Raw genomic sequence first — 21,944 nt, 5'->3', positions numbered from 1 at the left:
CGCTGTTGCTGTTGGCATAAAAGGGGAAAAATATATGGGGCAAGATTTTCCAGCACTGGCGGAACTTTATCAGAACGCACTTTTCCATGATGTACTTCCATTTTGGGAACAACATTCAATAGATTGGGAACACGGCGGTTATTTCACCTGCTTAAACCGTCAAGGTCAAGTTTACGACACCGATAAATTTATTTGGTTGCAAAACCGTCAAGTCTGGACTTTTTCGATGTTGTGTAATCAGCTAGAAAAACGCGAAAACTGGCTCAAAATTGCTAGTAACGGTGCGGAATTTCTGGCCCAACAAGGCAGAGATGCCGACGGAAATTGGTATTTTTCTCTGACTCGTGAAGGTCAGCCTTTAGTACAGCCTTACAATATATTTTCTGATTGTTTTGCCGCGATGGCATTTAGTCAATACGCTTTGGCCTCTGGCCAAGAGTGGGCTAAGGATGTGGCATTGCAAGCTTACAATAACGTTTTGCGTCGCAAAGATAACCCCAAGGGTAAATATACTAAAACTTATCCGGGCACACGCCCAATGAAATCTCTAGCTGTGCCAATGATTTTAGCTAACCTGACACTAGAAATGGCATGGCTGTTACCCAGCGAAACCCTAGAGAGTGTTTTGGCTGAAACTGTTAAGGAAGTAATGACTGATTTCCTCGACCAAGAACGAGGGTTAATGTATGAAAATGTTGCCCCTGATGGTTCCCACATGGATTGTTTTGAAGGGCGGTTGATTAATCCTGGTCATGGCATCGAAGCTATGTGGTTTATTATGGACATTGCCCGACGCAAAAACGACCATCAAACTATTCACCAAGCTGTTGATGTGGTGTTGAATATTCTCAACTTTGCTTGGGATCAAGAGTATGGCGGTTTGTATTACTTTATGGATGCAGCAGGGCATCCACCACAACAACTTGAATGGGATCAAAAATTGTGGTGGGTACATCTAGAATCTTTAGTTGCATTGGCGATGGGGTATCGTCTGACAGGACGTGCAGCTTGTTGGGAGTGGTATCAAAAAATGCACGATTACGCCTGGAATCATTTTGCAGATGCCGAATATGGTGAGTGGTTTGGTTATCTAAATCGGCGTGGAGAAGTGCTGTTAAATCTCAAAGGCGGCAAGTGGAAGGGGTGTTTTCACGTACCGCGCGCGTTGTATTTATGCTGGCAGCAGTTTCAGGCTTTGAGTAATCAGTCATAAATTTAAGAACCCCAACTTTTCTCAAAAGTCGGGGTTTTGTGCGATCGCACCTTTTACTTTTCAATTTTCTGAATGGTGATAATTCCCCTAACTAAGCCGCTTCCCTCATTGGCGACTGCACAGATACTTCGGGAAAAGAAAGCGACAATTGTTCCGCTTGCGGGACAGCAGCTTGTTCTAACACCTGAACTTCGATATTCACACTAACTAAATAACTCCCCGTATCCGCACCAACCGCTTCAGCAATTAAGCGGGGTAAATCTGGACGTTTTGCAGTCAGTGGGTCACGTAAAATACAGCGATCCCATTCGTGCTTGGCAGTTGGATTGAGATTGAGAATGTAATGCTTGATCATAATTGCACTGCACTAGGATTTGTGGACGCTGTACATATTATAGTACATTTGTACTGATTGTGCCAAGCGGCAGGCAAGACTTGTACTGAGCTTGCCGAAGTATGCCCGCACCACAAGACATACAAATCACAAATGACTAATCGCCCTTACCATTCGTCTGTGCATTCAACAACTGTGCATCGTTTACCCAAATTGCTTGTTGTGGTACGGGGATAGCAATTCCGGCTTGGTCGAGGGTAATTTTGAGGCGGCGGCGGTATTCGCGGGCGACATCCCATTGCTTGAGGGGTTGGGTTTTAATCCAGACACGGATGATTAAACCGCGATCGCCAAAATTATCAATTCCTAAAACTTGCGGAGTTTCCACAATTTGTTGCTGCCATTTTGGATCTTGATCCATTTCTAAGGCTACTTTTTCAATCAATTTTAAAGCATGGTCAACATCAGCCTCATAAGCAATTGGCACTGTTAAATCAGCCCTTGACCAACGACTCGAAAGGTTAGCTACAACTTTAATCTCACTATTAGGAATAGTAATCAAGCGTCCCTCCGAATCTCGCAACTGTGTCATTCGCAAGTTGAGATTTTCTACTAAACCGCCAACATTGCCGACATTAATCACATCACCTAAAGCATACTGGTCTTCTAAGATAATCAAGAAACCATTAATTGCATCTTTAATCAGGTTTTGAGAAGCCAGAGAAACAGCAACCCCCACTAAACTTACACCTGCAAGTAATGGCACGATATCTACACCAAGAGAAATTAGTCCTAGTAAGATACCAACGACCATCAAAATAATAGTGATAATACTTTTTGTGACACCCGAAAATGTCGAAACTCGTAATCTGAGGCGTTCAGAAGTATCTGAGCTTAATAAAGCCCCACTACTGATAAGTGTTGAAGCAAAACGATCAATCAGCGCATAACTCAAACGTGCAGCTACATAAATGCCTAGCCCCACCACAGCTAACCGCACAGGAATTTGAGCAGCCGTCAAAAATACTACCTGAAGCGGTCGGCTGTAAGGAAATAAACCTAAAATAATGTAACTTCCACCGCCCCAAATTCCAGCTTGTGTTAGCTGAAATAATCTTTTTTTGGCTTCTTTAATGTGTTGATGTTGCTGTTGTGTAAGTTGAGTAGCAATTGGTTGAGCTGTGGGAGTGGTTAAAGGAATAGAGTGTACAAAATCTCTTCGAGAACGACGTTGGTAGTAATAAACGCCACCACTCGCAAGCATCATGAAAATGCCGATACCCGCAGCGATTTTACCTTGACTGATTAGATATTGAGTTTGGCGTTCTTGTTTTGCTCGTGGTAATTCTTCTTGCAGTAATTCGGCAAGTTGATCTGCTGATATTGACTGTTCTTCCTGTCTGAGTTTGGCATCGTCAGCAGTCACACTCATTAAGTATTCGCCATTAACCTGAATTACTGGTATTGCATTAACTGAACGGACTTCTACATTGACTTTTTGTGCAGATGATTGAAAATAATTCTGGCTAATTTGGTTCAAATTGCGTTGAATATTTTGTAAACGCTCTGGAAAATTGCTTCTATTTGCACCTATCTGAAATAAACGGCGACCGTCTAAATAAACCCAGCCAGAAACAATGCGATTATCTGATTCATTACTGGGACTGTTAGGAGTTTGCAACAGTGGTAAAAGCGGAATCTGGGCTGTCACAGGTAATGCCACAGTAGAGACAGTGATTGAGCAAAAAATCGCCAAAAATCGCAAATGCACTCTAACACCTCCTTGAGTAAAATTCACTTTTGACTATTGCTTTAGTCATGTTCCAAAATTGATTTTAGTAAATCTACTTAATTAACAACTACACTAAAAAAATAGAGAATGAATCTATCATTAGCATCAATATGAATGTTGCCAACTCTGCTGCTATGGGCAAATCAAGCGCAATCAGATACCCGATTTCTCTAAGACATCGGGTATTTTTTGATTAATCAATGATTGAATATTTATATATTTAAAAATAGAGAGATAAATTATTTAAAATATTCTTTTCAAAAAATAGGCAACTTTAAATTGCTTTTAGCGATCGCACCCAAAAAAATTCCTCAAAATCAAGGTTAAAAAAAGGGATGTGGGGTATAAGTGAGTCAACCCTACACCCTAACACCCTCATCTTTACCTGATTAACCTGTGATTTTCGCCAAAGCTTTTTCTAGCATTTGTAATGCTAAATCGATTTCTGCTTCGCTAACAATCAAAGGTGGGACAAACCGTACAACCTTGGGGCCTGCGGGTACAAGTAATAAACCTTCTTGAATAGCTGCATTGACGACATCAGCCGCAGTTAACGGGATGTCTGCTTGCAATTCCATACCATTGATTAAACCCCAACCCCGAACCTCAGAGATGTGATTGGGATATTTAGCTGCGATCGCATTTAATCCTACACGCAACTGTTCACCCCGTTCTTGGACATTCTGCAAAATATTCTCCTGTTCTAAGGTTTGGCACACACTCAACGCCACACCACAAACAAAAGGATTACCACCAAAGGTGCTGGCGTGTTCTCCTGGTTGGAAAACATCGCAGAATTTTTTGCTCATCATTGCGCCGATGGGGATACCGCCGCCTAAGCCTTTCGCACTGGTAAAGATATCTGGTTCTACACCGAGATGTTCATAACCCCATAACTTACCACTACGTCCCATCCCAACTTGCACCTCATCAAAAATTAATAAAATGCCCGTTTCATTACAAATCTGCCGCAGCTTTTGGAAATAAGCCACATCACCAGGGCGCACACCACCTTCTCCCTGCAATGGTTCTATTAAAATCGCAGCTACTTGATAGTCACCTTCATCTAATTCGCTAATAGCAACTTCTATAGCAGAAATATCGTTGTAAGGTACGTAATGGAACCCAGGCACTAGGGGATCAAAATATTTTTGATACTTTGCTTGCCCAGTAGCAGTAATTGTTGCCAAAGTCCGCCCGTGGAAACTAGCATTAGCTGTAAGAATAATGGGCTTTTCTATTTCTAGAACTGTATGGGCATATTTGCGTGCGAGTTTAATCGCCGCTTCATTAGCTTCCGCACCAGAATTACAGAAAAATACGCGATCGGCACAGGAATGCTGGATAATCCATTTGGCTAATTCACCTTGTTCGGGAATATAGTACAAATTAGAAACGTGATGCAACTTCTGAATTTGACGTGTCACAGCTTCAACCATAGCTGGGTGGGCGTGTCCTAGTGTGCAAGTGGCAATCCCCGCCACAAAATCTAGGTACTCCCGCCCCTGTGTATCCCAAACCCGGCAACCTGCACCCTTTTCTAGGGCTAAAGGAAACCTGCCATAGGTAGACATTACAGCTTCGTTAAAGCTATCCGGATCAAAGGGGATAGATGACACTGTACCTGATGGGGGGATGCTGGCTTGTTCAACTAGAGTTTGTAAGCTCACTACCGCTCCTCCTGAAAAATTTTTAATCTTACACTCACTTACTAGTTTCCTCGAAATTGTTAAAAATTTCTTGTGATTTATCTTTCTTCGGGAGAGGAAATAGGTAATAGGCAAAAGAGAGATTAGAAGATTATAGGATTTACGCACAAGTTATGGAAAAACGAACCACAGAGAGAAGTTGCGTGCGGAGGTTCCCTCCGTTGAGCAAACTTCGGTCGGCGCAGAGGTCACTGAGGAATGAGAGTTTGAGAGAGTTCTTGCGTAAGTCCTAGATTATATGAGAAGGTTTATAGCCTGTTCGTTTCTTCTGACTGGTAGGTTTAAGTAAAAACCCCTGTTAAGAGTTCCCCTAAGCCTGTTCCCTTGTTACTATCCTTAAACGAGAAACACTGGTGAAAAATAACCTTGTATTCCACACTTGAGAGAAAATATCAACGTATTCAAAAAGAGTTGATGGTAGGAGCATTAGCCCTGGGCGGTGTGTTCTTCATTGGCACTTTATGGTACAGAGTTGTAGAGGGGTGGTCATGGGAAGATGCTGCTTACATGACAGTGATTACTTTGGCTACGGTAGGATATGGCGAAACGCATCCACTAGGCAGCCGAGGACGCTTGTTTACCATTGCCCTGATTTTGTTGGGTGTGATCAATATTGGTTACATTGTCAATAGATTTACAGAAGCAATCATTGAAGGCTACTTTCAAGAAGGAATTCGGCTACGACAACAGAGGCGGTTAATGGAATCCTTGACAGGACACTATATAATTTGTGGATTTAGTCGTACTGGTCGGCAAATTGCCAGGGAATTTCGGGCTGAGAGTGTACCTTTTGTAGTCATAGATTCGGAGTTTGAATCTGTGCAACGAGCGCAAGGAGAAGGTTATATAGTATACCAGGGTGATGCAACCCTAGATGATACGCTGTTTCATGTGGGGATTGAAAGAGCAATTTGTATAGTCGCAGCACTACCTTCAGATGCAGAAAATTTATACACAGTGTTATCAGCAAAAACTTTAAATCCGAGTATTCGGGCGATCGCTCGCGCCAGTACAGAAGAAGCGTTACAAAAACTACAGCGAGGTGGTGCAGATGCCGTAATTTCACCGTATATCACGGGGGGAAAGCGGATGGCGGCGGCTGCCCTCAGACCACAGGTTTTAGACTTTGTAGATGGGATTCTTTCAGGTGCAGACCGTCAGCTATATATGGAAGAATTTTTACTTGATCCGGCTTACTGTCCGTTTGTGGGTCAAACATTGCAAAAAGCGAAGTTGCGATCGCAAACTGGGGCATTAGTCTTAGCTATTCGCCGTATAGATGGTAATCTCATTGGCGGCCCCACTGGCGAAACTGTTTTAATGCCAGGAGACACGCTCATTTGTATGGGTACAGCTGAACAGTTGCGGAGTCTTAACCAAGTTCTCGTCCCAATTGGTTCGCAAAGATTACGCAAGCCGAAAAAAAGCTGATATTACCTAAAACGCCAAGGCTTGCTCAAGTAAAGGCAAAATGACACAGAGTTTTGCTAAGGGATTTCCAAGAAATAAGTAAGTCGATGCAATAAAACCAAACTATGTGAAGAAAAGTAAATAAGGCTCAAACGCTTTTTCCCCCCTGCTCCCTGCCCCCTGCCCCCTGCCTTATTCCAACAATACTTATTTACACCGACTTACTTAAGTTATTCATCTTGTGGGGTGAGCATACTTCGGCAAGCTCAGTACAAGTCTTGCCCGCCCTCAGGATTTGACGGGTGAGGACACCCATCCCACAAGAAAATTTTGGAGATTTTTTTACTTGGAAGTCCCTAAGTCCAATATAAAATCTTGGCATTGGGAAAACGCCTCTGAATTTCACTTCTATGGGGAGATTGAGCGATCGCAACCATTCGTATATCTGCGCTTCATATTAAATTGGTATTATCCCTTTCATCTTTGAGTCTTCAAAACAGTGTCATGTCGAAGCGGCTTCTTGTTGTGGAATCACCGGGTAAAGTCAAAAAACTTAGCCAAATTCTGGGTGCAGATTGGATTGTCCGTGCTAGTTGTGGTCACATTCGGGAATTAAGTAACTCTGGCGATGATTCGCTGGGTTTTAGGATGGAAGGGCAGAGCGTGAAATGTGACTATGTAGCGCGGGATCAGCGTGCTAAAGAAACCATTCAACAACTTAAAGCAGCCGCCAAACAAGTTTCGGAAGTCGTTTTGGCAACTGACCCAGACCGAGAAGGGGAAACCATCGCTTGGCATTTAGCGCAAGTGTTGGGATTGAAAGAACCCAAGCGGGTAGTCTATACAGAGATTACAGCATCAGCAGTCAAAAGTGCGATCGCTCAAGCCAGAAAACTTGATTTCAACTTAGTCGGTGCAGGGTTATGCCGAGATTGTCTAGACAAGTTGGTAGGCTACAAAGGTAGTCCTTTAGTTTGGGCATTAAACAACGGAGCCAAAAGCGTTGGCAGAGTCCAAAGTGCCACACTACATCTTATCTGTCAGCGAGAACGCGAAATTCAAACGTTTGTTCCGCAAGATTATTGGAACGTTTGGGTTGATTACGCCCAAGGATTCCGGGCTTTTTACAACGGCACAACTGACTCACATCAAGAAGCACAACCGCAAGAAGCAGATACTAATGATGATGCAGCAGCTAATAAAGAGCAAGTCAAAGAGAGTAAGCGGGTTTTATCTGAAGCGGAAGCCACAAGGTTAGTAGAAGAAGCACAAAAATATCCCCATCAAGTGATGCAAGTCGAGGGCAAAACTGTTTATCGCCAGCCACCGCCACCATTTACCACTTCCACCCTTCAGCAAGCCGCAGGTTCTAAGCTGAGATTTTCCCCCGATAAAACGATGCTGTTGGCGCAAAAGTTGTATGAAGCGGGGCTAATTACTTATATGCGAACAGACTCAGTAATGTTGAGTCCTGAATTTTGTCAAAATGCGCGTCAGTGGTTAGAGCAAAATGACCCGACAAATGTACCGCAGCAACTTGCTAAACATCGCAGCAGTAAAACCGCCCAAGAAGCCCATGAAGCAATTCGCCCTACAGATATTTTTCGACCCAGTGTCCAGTTAAGGCAAGAAATCCCAGACGATGAGTTTAACTTATATGTGATGATTTGGAAACGGGCGATCGCTTCTCAGTGTAAATCTGCCCAACTTCGGAAAACGCAAGTAATTACTGCTTCTGGTAATCTATTATGGCTAGCTAGAGGGCAGGTAATTGAATTCTACGGCTATGCAAAGTATTGGAATAATCTCAGTAAAGACTCAGTTTTACCGCCACTGCAACAGGGACAAGCACTAACTCTCGAAAAAGCCGCATCAGAGAAAAAACAAACCCAACCGCCACCACGTTATAGCGAACCGAAGTTAGTCCAACTGATGGAACGCAAAGGTATTGGTCGTCCTAGTACCTATGCTCCCACAGTGGCTACACTCAAAAAGCGTGATTATGTGCAGTTAACTAAAGACAGCCTCCAGCCGACAGCTTTGGGTTTAGAAGTAGACGCTTTTTTACAAAAAGCATTACCAGATTTATTAGAAGCCGAATTTACTGCGAAAATGGAAGATGCTTTAGATGCGATCGCACTTGGTAAACACTCTTGGCAGCAATATCTGACTACTTGGAATCAAGATTATTTTGTCCCTGCACTTTCTCAAGCCAAAACTTTAATTGCACCTGCATCTGTGAATAAAACCACAGTTGAACGCAAGTATGAAACTTCCCGTACTAAATGCCCTACGTGCAGTCATTCCCTGTCTAAAATTCCAAGTACAAAGCTCAAGAAAAAATACTTTCTCAAGTGTACAAGCGGCTGTGATAATGTGGTGCTATTTTGGAGCGATCGTACTAAATCTTGGTCAGCACCTCACAACCAAGAAAGTAACGTTAAACAAAAGGCTCCTAATAAGTTAACCACCCATCCTTGCCCTGTATGTCAACAGCCTTTAGAAGAGTACAGCTACACAAAAGATGGACAAGAAAAGACGATGTTGCGGTGTTCTCATCCTCAATCTCGTCAAGATAAAAAGCATAAAGATGTTGCTTATTTTAATACAGCTAAAGGTTGGTGGAGTCCAAAATTTGGCGAATTATCATTGCCTCATCGCTCAGATAAAAGCAAAACTAAAGATTAATAAACTAAAAAACATCTATTTTGCATATTGCAATTACATCACACTCTTGTGGGGTGGACATCTTGTCCGCCCATATTATGCAAATTAAATATGGAAAAGCTGACCAATTAAAAAAATGATTGAGACAGATGGATTAGTAGAAGCCAGACTTAGACAATAATTTCCAATCCATCTGGGCAAGTTTTCCGAGTTATTACGCAAAACGTAACAGCAAAAGTGTAGCTAAAATATATCAAGTATCGAGTCAAAGTGGTTTACTTATACTCAGGCAAGCTCCAGTTTTTTAATTTATCTATGACTCGTATTTGATTTGGCAAAAAACTCAGTACAGTTTCCAAACCCTGTTACCTACTTTCACAAGTAAGTTCAGAAATCAAATCAGATTGCTATATATGCGTTTAAATTTTACCAAAAACTCAATTTTAATAGTTTTATTAACAGCGTTACTATTAACTCAATTTGGTTGTAAATCTAGTAAAGGATATACAAGAAGAAACACCTTAAAAAAGACAAATATTGTGCATAAAACTCAACCAAGGTTATCAAGAAGTTCTTATAGTAGAAGCAGAACACGAAAACAAACTAGAGAAAATACTGCTACTTGGAGTACTCTAGTTAATGCTATAAATACTGGTTTAGCAATCAAGACAGAAGCTAGAACATATACAGGTTCTCAACAGAAAAAAGAAGTTTTTTTGAAGATTTATATACCCAACAATAAATCAAATAATCTTACCCAGTATTTAAGCCCAACCTATAAATCTAAGTATGCTTATGTTACTTGTCCAAATATTAATAAAGATGTAGCTCTCATTGAGAGAAATAGAATTAATAACGATGATATTACCTTACTAAATTCCCAAGAAAAAAGAACATTAGTAAGTTTTATGAGAAAATCTGCTTTTCCTCAGTGTCAAGAAATTTAGTGTACATTGATTAAATACACTTAACAAATGGTTACAATACTCACGATTAAAAGGTATAAATACCTTATCAGTCTAATACAGTAAAAAAATTTTTGACGTTAACCAATCTAAATTCAGGGGAATACTAAATCTAGTAAAAATATTATTTACATTGCTGCAATGTTAATCTCCTCTGATAAAGTGTTTTCCCTGATTGGCTATCAAATTCTCGAACAAATTTATTATGGCAGCAAAACATTAGTTTACCGAGGCATTCGAGAACAAGACCAAATGCCTGTGGTAATTAAATTGATACGCAATGAATATCCTACCTTCAGTGAAATTGCTCAATTCCGCAATCAATATACAATTACCAAAAACCTCAACGTACCTGGAATCATTCAACCTCTGTGCTTAGAAAACCATCGCAATGGCTATGCCTTAATCATGGAGGACTTTGGTGGGATATCTCTCAAAGAATGGGTAAGACATCGCAAAATTGCAGCAGAATCAGAGATTACACTCAAAGAATTTTTTCCGATCGCTATAGCGATCGCCTCTATTTTAGGAGAACTGCATCATAATCGTATCATTCATAAAGATATTAAACCAGCAAATATTTTAATTAATCCTGATACTTTAGAAGTTAGAATCATCGACTTTAGCATTGCAACTCTTCTACCCAGAGAAATTCAATACCTGAAAAATCCTAACATCTTAGAAGGAACGCTAGCTTACATATCACCAGAACAAACAGGGAGGATGAACCGTGGTATTGATTATCGCAGTGATTTCTATTCTCTAGGTGTAAGCTTTTTTGAACTCCTAACGGGCCAGTTACCCTTTAGCGCAACTGAACCGATTGAATTAGTCCACGCTCACATTGCCAAACAACCACCAAGCCTACACCAAATTAATCCAAATCATCCATCAATATTATCGGCAATTATTAGTAAGTTGATGGCTAAAAATGCTGAAGACCGCTATCAAAGTGCCTACGGACTAAAATATGATTTAGAAACTTGTTATCATCAATTGCAAGTAGATGGTAACGTTCAAAACTTTGAGTTAGCAACTAAAGATATTTCCGACCGTTTTCTCATATCAGAAAAACTTTATGGTCGTCAACAAGAAGTCGCTACTTTACTTGCAGCCTTTGAGCGTGTAGCCAGAGGTAATACAGAAATGATCCTCGTTGCAGGCTGTTCTGGAATTGGCAAAACCGCTATAGTTAATGAAGTACATAAACCAATTGCTAGACAGCACAGTTATTTCATCAAAGGTAAATTTGACCAATTTCAACGTGATATTCCCTTATCAGCATTAGTGCAGGCTTTTCAGGATTTGATCGGACAAATTTTAGTAGAAACCGATGCTCAAATTCAACAATGGAAAGACAAAATTCTTGCCGCTTTAGGAGAACAAGCGCAAGTAATTATTGATGTAATTCCTCATCTCGAACAAATTATTGGTAAACAGCCAGCGATTCCTACACTATCTGGTAGTGCTGCTCAAAATCGATTTAATTTATTATTTCAAAGATTTATTCAAGTATTTAGTAATCAAGAGCATCCTTTAGTAATTTTTGTAGATGATTTGCAATGGGCAGACTCAGCTTCTTTGCAGTTTATTCAACTATTGATGAGTCAAGCTAATGTTAACAATAGAAATTCTGCTCTTGGTTCATTAGCAACTCAAGAAAATGCTTGGATTCCTATATTTGAAGGTGAAGCTTGGGAATTTGAAACAGCAGCAAATAATAATCAAGATAATGACAGTCTTTTATTAATTGGTGCATATCGAGATAACGAAGTTTCTCAAGCACACCCACTTTATTTAACTTTAAAAGAAATTGCCGCAGCCGGAATTAATATTAATCAAATTACTTTAACACCGCTTACTCAAGAAAATTTAAATCTTTTGATTAGTGATACCCTTGGTTGTCAGGAAGAAGTTGCTATTCCTTTGTCTCAAATGGTTTTCGCCAAAACCAAGGGAAATCCTTTTTTTGCAACTCAGTTTTTAAAATGTTTACATCAAGATGGCACAATCAAAATTAATTTTGATTTAGGTTATTGGCAATATAATTTGCAAGAAATACAGGCATTTGCCCTGACAGATGATGTAGTAGATTTTATGGCACAGCAAATAAAAAAATTGCCTATTGCTACACAAAATGTTTTAAAGTTAGCCGCCTGTATTGGTAATGAATTTGATTTAAAAACCTTGGCGATCGTCTATGAAAAATCTGTAGTCGATACGGCAACTGATTTATGGAATGCTTTACATGAAGGGATAATTTTACCGCAAACTGACCTGTATAAATTATTTCAAATTGGTAATAATTTACCAGAAAATCTCAACAATTATCATAATCCAGAAAATTTAAATATTAGTAATCAAGTACCTAAATATAAATTTATTCATGACAGAGTACAACAAGCTGCTTATTCTTTAATTTCAGAAAAACAGAAAAAACAAATTCATTTAAACATCGGCACATTACTGTTTGAAAATATTCCCGAAAACCAAAGAGAAGAAAATATTTTTCAGCTGGTTAATCAATTTAATACAGCCTTAGAATTACTAACTTCTCAAGACCAGCGTAATGAAATAGCACAAATGAATTTTATCGCTGGACGTAAAGCTTTATCATCAACAGCTTATACAGCAGCAATTAAATACTTAATAACCGCGATCGCACTGCTTTCTTCTGATAGTTGGGAAACACAATATGAATTGACTTTATCTTTATATGAAACAGCAGCAGAAGCAGCATATCTAGCTGGTAAATTTAAGCAAATGGAGCAACTAGTTGATGTTGTGTTAGCCAAAGCTACAACATTACTAGAAAAAGTCAAAGTCTACGAACTCAAAATTAAAGCCTACGGCGCGCAAAACAAAGCATTAGAAGCAATTCAAACGGCACTAATTGTATTGAAACAATTGGGTGTAGATTTTCCCGAAAATCCTACCCAATATGATGTTCAGTTAGCCATGACAGAAGCAATGTCAAATCTCACTCAAAAAGGTATTGAAGAACTAATCAACTTACCAGAGATGACAGCAGCTTGTTCATTAGCAGTGATGCGGATTTTATCGAATGCACTGTTTTTTGCTTATTCAGTCAGCCCTGAATTATTTCCTTTGATTGTCATCAAACAAATTAATATCTCACGCCAAAATGGTAATGCTCCCTTGTCAGCTTTCGCCTATGTTCTCTATGGCATGATTTTGTGCAATGTAGTTAAAGATATTGAATCTGGTTATCAATTTGGCAAGCTAGCTTTGAGCTTATTAACTAAGTATAATGCCAGGGAAGTTGAATCAAGAGTTAAGCAAGTATTTAATGCTGGTATCCACCATTGGAAACAACATCCTCAAGAAATTTTAAAACCTTTACTAGAAAGCTATGCTATTGGGTTAGAAACAGGAGATTTAGAATTTGCCGCTTTATCTATTCAATCTTATTGTCTCTCATGTTATTTTGTTGGCAAAGAATTAATCTGGCTAGAACGAGAAATAGCCTCTTACAGTCAGGCTATTAGTGAAACTAACCAAGAACGCGCCTTTAAATGGAATGAAATTTATCGTCAAAGTATTTTAAATTTATTAGGAAATGGGGAATATCCTTGGATTTTAATTGGTGAAGCATACGATGAAGAAAAAATGCTCCCAATTCATTTAGCAAATCAAGATGGCATCGGGCTTTTACATTTATACGTCAATAAATTATATCTATGCTATTTATTTCAGCAGTACCCACAAGCCATTGAAAATGCCAACATAGCAGAAAAATATTTAGATAGTGGTACAGGACAATTACACGTTCCGCTTTTCTATTTTTATGATTCATTAGCCAGGTTAGCCGTGTATAACACAAGCACGACAACTGAGCAAAGCTCGATTTTGGATAAAGTAAGAGCTAATCAAGAAAAAATTCAAAAATGGGCGGATCATGCCTCCATGAATTATCTCCATAAATTTTATTTAGTGGAAGCAGAACAATATCGCGTTACAGGTAAATATCTAGAAGCCATAGACTATTACGAGCGTGCCATTGTGTTAGCCAAAGAAAATCATTACATTAATGAAGAAGCTTTAGCTAATGAACTTGCAGCTAAATTTTATCTGGAATGGGGTAAAGAAAAAATTGCCAAAACTTATCTTACCGATGCTTATTATTGCTATGTTCGCTGGGAAGCCAAAGCCAAAGTTGATGATTTAGAAAAATGCTACCCTCAACTATTAATGCCCATACTTCAGCGAGAAAAAATTAGCATCCAACTAGCTGAAAAAATTGCTGTTTCTACTTCTCAATCTCTATCTCACCAAACTAGTAATCAAATAGTTAATAGTTCTAAAACAAGTATTTCAGACTCGCTAGATTTAGCAACTGTCATCAAAGCTTCTCAAGCTCTTTCGGGAGAAATTGAGATGGAGCAATTGCTTTCTAAATTAATGCAAGTTGTTATGGAAAATGCTGGAGCTTCTAAATCTGCATTGATTTTGAGTGAAGCAGATAACTTAGAATTAAGAGTGACTGCCACTAGTTCTGATATAAACTTAGCACCTATTACTACACAATTTCCATCAATTAGTGTCGAACCTAGCAATGATATTCCGATAACATTGATGAAATATGTGAAACGTACAGGAGAAGTTTTCGTAGCGGATGATGTTAAGACTATTGCATTTTTAGCAAGCGATCGCTACATTATTCATAACCAACCTAAAAGCCTGTTGTGTATCCCAATTGTTAATCAAGGTAAATTATTGGGAATTCTTTATCTAGAAAATAATCTGACTACTGGCGCATTTACCCGCGATCGCATCGAAGTGATCAAACTCCTGACTACTCAAGCAGCCATTTCTTTAGAAAATGCCATCCTCTATGAAAATCTAGCTAAAGCAAACCAAAGTTTAGCAGAATACAGCCATAGCTTAGAAGAAAAAGTAGAAACAAGAACCCAAGAACTTTACCATAAAAATCAACATCTGCAACAAACTCTCCAAGAACTGCAACGTACCCAAGCACAACTCATTCAAAGCGAAAAAATGTCTTCCTTGGGTCAAATGGTGGCGGGAATTGCTCATGAAATTAATAATCCCATCAACTTTATTCATGGTAATATCGCTCATACGACTGAATATGTCCAAGACTTACTAGATTTATTAACTATTTATCAGGAAGAATATCCCCATCCTTCAGATTTAGTTCAAGAAAAAGCAGCAGAAATTGATATCGATTTTTTAGCCGAAGATTTGCGAAAAATTCTTGATTCGATGAAGCTTGGGAGTTCCCGAATTCGCAATATAGTTTTGAGTTTGCGTAACTTCTCCCGCTTAGATGAGTCAGATATGAAAGTAGTTAATATCCATGAAGGTATTGACAACACTTTAATGATTTTGCGTCACAGACTTAAAGGTAAGAATGATTACTCTGAGATAGAAGTTATCAAAAACTATGCACAGATTCCCGCAGTGAGTTGTTATCCCGGCCAACTAAATCAGGTATTTATGAATATTTTGAGTAATGCGATCGATGCTTTGGATGAGTCAATTGTCAGCCAGCACGTAGTTAAACCACAGATTCGCATTTCTACTGAACTAATCAGCACAAATCATCTGCGAATTTGCATTGCGGATAATGGTGTGGGAATGCCAGAATCAGTCAAGCAAAAAATATTTGATCCATTTTTTACGACTAAACCCGTAGGGAGTGGTACAGGTTTAGGTTTATCTATTAGTTATCAGGTAATTGTAGATAAACACAAGGGTCAGTTAACTTGTAATTCTACTGTTGGCCAAGGAACTGAACTTGTGATTGAAATACCTATCCACTAAATAGGTAACAGGAACAGAGAATACAGTTAAAGTCTTTTATTGATATCTTAAGCATCTTGACTACTGCCTTAACTTTGGCAAACTAACTTTCTATGTTCTCGTATTCCTGTAATTAACATTTTGACTCCACGGGCTGGAGCAAGACTGATAGTTCTGCGTCCGGCTTTTTCTGGTCGGCGAGTGCCTAACGTAAGTTGATAGCTGGATAAAACTTTTGCCAAGACCAACTTCATTTCAAATAAAGCCAAAGCTTGACCAATACAAACACGCACACCACCACCAAATGGCATAAATTCAAAAGGAGAAAACTGACGTTCTAAAAACCGTTCTGGCTTAAATTTCTGAGGTTCTGGATATAAATCTTCTCGATGATGAGCTAAATAAATACAGCCTGCTACCACCGTACCAGTTTCTAGGCGATGTCCCAGTAAATCCACAGGTTCTTGTACTATTCTGGGGAAAGTTAACATCACAGGAGGACACATCCTTAAAGTTTCATTGCACACAGCTGTCAGATAAGGCAACCGAGCAATGATTGTCACATCGGGTGAATCACCAACAGCATCCAATTCTTGGAGCAATTTCTCTAAAACTTCAGGCTGACGATGAATCCAATATAAAGCCCAAGCCATTGATGTTGCGGTAGTTTCATGTCCAGCCAGCAAAAGCGTGATTAATTCATCACGCAATTCAGCATCTGTCATTTGTTCCCCTGTTTCATCCTTAGCTGAGATCAGCAATGAGAGAATATCAATCCGGTCTGGATTAGATTGTTTTCTGGACTTAGCAATTTCAGCATACAAAAATTCATCAATTTGCTGTCTGAGGCGTATAAACTTTCCCCAAGGACTCCAAGCACCCAAATTTTGTTGTAGAACAGGAAATAACAACAAACTAGAAGACATTGCAGAATTAAATACATCCATCAGCAAACCCAGCAAATGCCTAAGTATTTGAAAACGCTCACCTTCATACAAGCCAAATACAGTTTGTAAAATCACTTGTAAGGAAATTTCTTGGAAGACAGTACGCGCTAAAAATGTTTGATTTACAGGTAACTGAGCAAATATTTTTTCAGTGATATTAGAGATTTGTTGACCGTAAGCTTTGAGGCGATCTCCATGAAAAGAAGGCATCACCAATTGTCGCCGCCACTTGTGACGATTTCCATCTAACATCAGAATTGAATTTTCCCCAGCTAAAGGCTGCAAAATTTTGTTGAGTTCGCCAGCAGCTACGAACTTTTTTCTATCATTATTTAAAACTTCCTGAATTCCCTTGGGATGATTGACAAACACTACAGTATTGCCAAAACTAACTATTTCGCCAGTAAAAATATCTGGATATTTCTGGGCTGCATTTTCCATATAAGCTATGGGGTCAACAATCCATTGATACTTTTGTATAAAAGATGGCATTGGCAGATAATTAGGTAAAGGCATCTAAGCTTCACTCCTGAATTTTTTGTCTTATGCTGCTCAATTAATTTAGTTTTTTTAAAATAAGTTTTTCTAGAAAATATTTAATTACAACTAATGTATGCTTACCGATAAAACGCATCAATAAATATATAGCGTTTCCTAGTCTGCTGAAGTACAAATTTCTGCGTACCTCTGCGCTTAACTCTGCCACCCTCTGCGTTTCAAAATATTACCTGTACCTCACTTAACTGGGAATCGCTATATATCTAAAAGATAATTTCATCTGAAATTATTATATTGGTATTAATGACATTATAAATAGATAATTTTATCAATTAAAATTAGTCAATACAGCAGAATTCAGGAATTAGACTAAATCAGTGGTGGAAAAAGATCCACCACTAATTTTAGTCCACTAAATTTTAAATTTTGCGGGAGTCTTAAACCCACTTATTCATCTCCCAGCAGCACAAAATACACAACGTAATTCTGGCTTCTGACTTCTGAATTATATTTTGAGAAATTACGATGTCACCAAATCTAATTTTTCTTGAGTTTGATAGCGTTCAGATTTAAAATACCAATCAAGGTTTCCACGTATCCAACTACGCATTCCTAATATATAAGCTGCTAACTCAGCATCTAACTCTTCCCCAAATGAAGGAAGAGACAGTTCTAAATTCATCATGCTTTTTACTTCTTGATTATGGATATCAGCAGCACGTTGCATCGCTATATCCAGCGGAATTTGTTGTTGTCGATGTAATACAATTACTAAATTATGAACATCATTACTTGCCATTTCCCTAGGTACTGAAAATATGTCATTACACCAAGCCAGAATATTAATTGTCCTCTGTTTGAGTTTCTGCACAATTTCATGTTTTCGTAAAACATCAGGAATCGTCAAATGATTGCAAAATTCAATCAATTCAACAGTCATATCTCCAGCCGAACTAAGACTGCGTGTCTTGATATAACTTTCAATATCAGGTGTAATACCTTGTGCGCGATTAGCCGCTTCCTGAACACATCCGTCAAAATATCCTTGAAAACTATTGATAAAGTGACTAAACCATTCTGTGCTTGCTGTTTTGAGCATTCGCTTTCTTAAGTCAGCTAGAGCATAACTCAGTGATATATCATTCCTTGTAGGTTCATCCCCTTTTAAGATTTCGATAAACCTCTGTTGAATTGCTGCTAAAACTTCAGGTTTCTCTCCTAAATCAGACATATCACATTGATCATCCCAAATAAACAGCCAGCTAAATAAATCATTGGCAATGTTTAATTCTTCAATTGGACAAAAAGGATATGCGCCTGCAACGAGTAAAAAGAAATTCGATTTACAAAAACGTTTATAAGATGATTCATTGGCTAAGAGATTGAACTGAATTAGCCATTCGATAGCATTACTTTCTAGAAGATTAGCATACCTATTGATTTGAGATGGAAATGGACAGTATAAATCTGGGAAAATGAAATTTTCCATACAACGCCTCTGCAATTTTAGTAAATGCTAAATCTCTGAAGTTGCTGATAGTTATTAGGTTGATTACTACACTTTTTTGTGAATTGATCATGCCTTAAATATCAATTCACTGTTGTCTGCAATATGGCAAAAACAATTAGATTACTTTGAGCTTTAGCACAAGTAATTTTTGAGAGTTTTATCCACAGCAGGAATTATTTGACAGTCTAAGATTTCCGATCAGCCAAAAGTTTGTATATGTGGAATTTTGGCAAAAATTGACAAAATTCTTATAGGCTTTGAGTCTTAATTGAGTCGCCACAAAAGTATTATGATTAATACTTTATTTTTTTCGTTACTAAAAAAATAATAACAAAAGATTTACAAATTTCCGCAATTATTTTTGAAGATATGCTTTGATGTCTGCATAGTTTCCATAAACTTAGCATAAAGTATAATTTTTTATTCTTAGATGCTATTTACTGTGTAATAGTACTGTGATATTTATGAAAAATACTGTTGCTACTGGTACTACTTTGCATATTTTGCGGGATTTTTAGTTTTGTGGATACCATTAAACTTCAAGTCAATCTATAATATCTTGAGTTAAATTTAATACTCAAGACTTATATATCTTTAGTATTGCTTCAGACTGATAGAAAAAGATAACTGTAATTCTGCGTAATTTAATAGCAACAGCAAAAATGTATTAAAAATAACATTTTAAACGAGTATTTATAACTAAATTAAATTTCTATACTTAAACTAGGCAATTAGGGGAAGTGTTCTGATCAGAATTTCCATTAATACAGTATTGAATTAGCAGTTATTCTCATCTTGCCCTCGTGCAAGTGAAGTCGCAAATTCGATTTGTTGGGGCTATGTACAAGATATACGTTTAGAGTCAAACTATTTATCTACGTCCATAGTTGCAAAACTAGTAATTGATTTATTGCTTAAGTAGGAAGTTGATTGAACAAAGAATGTATCATGCTAACAAAATACAATTCAATGTAAATGTAGCTGACTTAAATAATAAAAAAACGAGGTCATAACTATGAACAATATCCGAGAAAAAGACATAGTGAGACTGACTCGCCAGGTGAATAATGAATTGCATCAAGGTTTATTAGGCATAGTTTTACATTGTCATCCGGGTAGTTTTGATGTTCATTTTCCACTTCAAGGTAAAAATCTCTATGCTCAACTTACGCCAGAAGATGTGGAATTTTTAATCGGAAATAAAGTCTCATAGCATTCAATTTTTGATTTCTAGATGGTAGAGTGCTGCTCTGCTGGAATAACCTGTGCTGTTGAAAATTTATAGGAGACAAAAGCATGAAAGCAGATGAGTTATTAGCACAATACGAAAAAGGGAAAAGAGATTTTACAGGAGTGGATCTGAGTGAAGCATCTTTTGTAGGGGCTAACTTGAGTGGAATAATTTTAGATAGAGCAATTCTGGATGGAGCAGAACTCAATCACGTTAATCTCAGTCAAGCTAGCTTGATTGAAGCAGATTTGAACGGCGCAAATTTGACACAAGCTAATTTAACGGATGCAAATTTGAGTGGAGCTATTTTAGATGGTGCAATTCTTGAAGCAGCAACTCTAGATGGTGCTAATTTAAATCAAGCAGACTTAACAATAGCTAAATTAATTGGTGCTTCTTTGAGTGAAGCTGAACTAAAAGAAGCTAAACTCAAAGGTGTTTCCTTGAATGAAGCTGATTTGAGTAACGCTGATTTAGCCAAAGCTGATCTGAGTCAAGCCGATCTCAGCCAAGCCGAATTAAACAATATTAATTTGAATCAAGCTAATTTGGAGGGTACGATTTTAGAATCGTAGCGTGTGATATCGAGTTATCATCAAGCCTACAGGGGTGGGGAAAAAGAGTATTTAGCAAATCATGACTGATTAACTAGAGATGATATGATTGACGAATGCGATCGCTCACCACACAAACAAGCGATCGCAATTTGTCTTCAACGTCAAACTTCACTGAGCCAATGTAAAATACTAGTTTTAATACCTGCTGCTATCGCTTTGATTTTTCGTTAATTAATGCTAAGTGTAAATGTTTTTACCTGAGTAAAAGTTGTTGAATAGTGGTGACAAGGTGTTTGAGTTTGACAGGTTTGGTGAGATATTCATTAGCACCAGCCGCTAAACAAGTTTCCCGATCTCCGGGCATAGCTAAAGCTGTCAAGGCAATAATCGGTAAATGCCCAAACTCCGGCTCTTTACGGATGTGGCGTATCGCCTCTAACCCATCCATCCCTGGCATTTGAATATCCATAACAATTAAATCGGGGTGTTGAGCTTGAACTTGGTCAATCGCTTGTTGACCATCGTGAGCCATAATCAAATGATATCCCCGACTTTCAAGATAACCAGACATAGTATCAATATTGGCTTGGTTATCTTCTGCTAACAAAATCACCGGGGTTTTAGGTAATCCATTGAGATTTTGCGCTGGCGAAGGAGCAGCAGTTTGCAATTTATCTATAGCGGCTTGAAGTTGGGCGCGGATAATGGGTTTAACCAAATATTCAAATGCTCCTTGGGCCAAGCCTTGATCCTGCTCATCAACCACAGAAATGATAATTACGGGAATATCTTTGGTTGCGGAATTTGACTTGAACTGCTCTAGCAAATCCCAACCTGATAGATGGGGTAATTGTAAATCTAAAACAATCAGTGCCGGTTGCAGACGTAGCACTTCTTTTAAGGCTCCTTCGCCTTGCGGGTAGACAATAGGTTGAATTCCCATATCACTGAAATAACGACTAATCTGTTCTGCCGCAGCTACAGAATCTTCGATAATTAAAACTTGAGCATTGTCAGATAGTAAACGATAGCTAGGTGATGAAGAATTGACTGGTGTTTTGGCTTCACCCTCAATAGGACAATAGGGAATGCAAACACTAAAACAACTGCCCTGGCCAACTTGACTATTAACGGAGACAGTACCACCATGCAAAGTGACAATTCGATGGACTAATGCCAAGCCTAAACCCGTGCCATTGTATTGGCGGTTCAGGCTACTGTCAAGCTGTACAAACGGCTGAAATAACTTACCTATCGCTTCTGGGGCAATACCTATACCTGTATCGATGATGTGAAAGCAGATGTTTGCGGCCTCTAGGCGCAC

The 21,944-nt window shown here is 38.6% G+C and carries 14 protein-coding genes; 8 read left to right on the top strand and 6 right to left on the bottom strand.

The window, feature by feature from the left end; translation table 11 throughout:
• The first annotated feature begins 34 nt into the window (after positions 1 to 34).
• Positions 35 to 1,213 carry an AGE family epimerase/isomerase gene (locus H6G69_RS27040; RefSeq protein WP_190692209.1) on the top strand — a complete coding sequence of 393 codons (1,179 nt, stop codon included), beginning with the start codon at positions 35 to 37 and terminating at the stop codon, positions 1,211 to 1,213.
• Positions 1,214 to 1,304: 91 nt separating this feature from the next.
• Here H6G69_RS27040 and H6G69_RS27035 read toward each other — a convergent pair whose 3' ends face one another.
• From H6G69_RS27035 to H6G69_RS27025, 3 genes are all read right to left on the bottom strand, one after another.
• On the bottom strand, positions 1,305 to 1,568 hold the full coding sequence (locus tag H6G69_RS27035; RefSeq protein ID WP_190692208.1) for a hypothetical protein: 264 nt from the start codon (positions 1,566 to 1,568) through the stop codon (positions 1,305 to 1,307).
• 136 nt (positions 1,569 to 1,704) lie between these two features.
• Positions 1,705 to 3,318 (bottom strand): mechanosensitive ion channel family protein, encoded by a 1,614-nt coding sequence (locus tag H6G69_RS27030; protein ID WP_190692207.1) that lies wholly within the window; start codon positions 3,316 to 3,318, stop codon positions 1,705 to 1,707.
• 410 nt (positions 3,319 to 3,728) lie between these two features.
• Positions 3,729 to 5,009, bottom strand: a complete 1,281-nt coding sequence (locus H6G69_RS27025; RefSeq protein WP_190692206.1) for an aspartate aminotransferase family protein — start codon at positions 5,007 to 5,009, stop codon at positions 3,729 to 3,731.
• Between the two features lie 405 nt (positions 5,010 to 5,414).
• Between H6G69_RS27025 and H6G69_RS27020 the strand changes: the two genes are divergently transcribed.
• The 4 genes from H6G69_RS27020 (at position 5,415) to H6G69_RS27005 (ending at position 15,898) form a co-directional block, all read left to right on the top strand.
• On the top strand, positions 5,415 to 6,479 hold the full coding sequence (locus H6G69_RS27020) for a TrkA family potassium uptake protein (RefSeq protein WP_277883475.1): 1,065 nt from the start codon (positions 5,415 to 5,417) through the stop codon (positions 6,477 to 6,479).
• Positions 6,480 to 6,962: 483 nt separating this feature from the next.
• The gene (gene topA / locus H6G69_RS27015; protein ID WP_190692205.1) at positions 6,963 to 9,146 is read left to right on the top strand and encodes a type I DNA topoisomerase; all 2,184 of its coding nucleotides are present in this window, start codon (positions 6,963 to 6,965) and stop codon (positions 9,144 to 9,146) included.
• A 392-nt stretch (positions 9,147 to 9,538) separates the two neighbouring features.
• Positions 9,539 to 10,072 carry a hypothetical protein gene (locus H6G69_RS27010; protein ID WP_190692204.1) on the top strand — a complete coding sequence of 178 codons (534 nt, stop codon included), beginning with the start codon at positions 9,539 to 9,541 and terminating at the stop codon, positions 10,070 to 10,072.
• Positions 10,073 to 10,231: 159 nt separating this feature from the next.
• Positions 10,232 to 15,898, top strand: a complete 5,667-nt coding sequence (locus H6G69_RS27005; protein WP_190692203.1) for an ATP-binding sensor histidine kinase — start codon at positions 10,232 to 10,234, stop codon at positions 15,896 to 15,898.
• Positions 15,899 to 15,966: 68 nt separating this feature from the next.
• On the opposite strand, the gene H6G69_RS27000 is transcribed toward H6G69_RS27005, so the two are convergent.
• Together H6G69_RS27000 and H6G69_RS26995 are read right to left on the bottom strand one after the other, a co-directional pair.
• Positions 15,967 to 17,340: a cytochrome P450 gene (locus H6G69_RS27000; RefSeq protein ID WP_190692202.1), complete on the bottom strand. Its 1,374-nt coding sequence runs from the start codon at positions 17,338 to 17,340 to the stop codon at positions 15,967 to 15,969.
• A 502-nt stretch (positions 17,341 to 17,842) separates the two neighbouring features.
• Positions 17,843 to 18,811: a terpene synthase family protein gene (locus tag H6G69_RS26995; RefSeq protein ID WP_190692201.1), complete on the bottom strand. Its 969-nt coding sequence runs from the start codon at positions 18,809 to 18,811 to the stop codon at positions 17,843 to 17,845.
• 1,036 nt (positions 18,812 to 19,847) lie between these two features.
• Between H6G69_RS26995 and H6G69_RS26990 the strand changes: the two genes are divergently transcribed.
• The 3 genes from H6G69_RS26990 (at position 19,848) to H6G69_RS34535 (ending at position 20,851) form a co-directional block, all read left to right on the top strand.
• A complete protein-coding gene (locus H6G69_RS26990) occupies positions 19,848 to 20,045 on the top strand; it encodes a hypothetical protein (protein ID WP_190692200.1) in 198 nt (65 codons plus the stop codon).
• 83 nt (positions 20,046 to 20,128) lie between these two features.
• Complete coding sequence (locus H6G69_RS26985) at positions 20,129 to 20,638, top strand: pentapeptide repeat-containing protein (RefSeq protein WP_190692199.1); 510 nt, start codon at positions 20,129 to 20,131, stop codon at positions 20,636 to 20,638.
• 84 nt (positions 20,639 to 20,722) lie between these two features.
• On the top strand, positions 20,723 to 20,851 hold the full coding sequence (locus H6G69_RS34535) for a hypothetical protein (RefSeq protein WP_277883474.1): 129 nt from the start codon (positions 20,723 to 20,725) through the stop codon (positions 20,849 to 20,851).
• Between the two features lie 22 nt (positions 20,852 to 20,873).
• Here H6G69_RS34535 and H6G69_RS26980 read toward each other — a convergent pair.
• Positions 20,874 to 21,944, bottom strand: a 1,071-nt coding sequence (locus tag H6G69_RS26980) for a response regulator (protein ID WP_190692198.1), incomplete at its 5' end; no start/stop codon positions are given.

Source organism: Nostoc sp. FACHB-110 (assembly GCF_014697425.1).
Taxonomy (GTDB): Bacteria; Cyanobacteriota; Cyanobacteriia; order Cyanobacteriales; family Nostocaceae; genus Nostoc_B.
The sequence above is the reverse complement of the archived record's forward strand: the minus strand, read 5'-3'. Positions and strand labels throughout refer to the sequence as shown.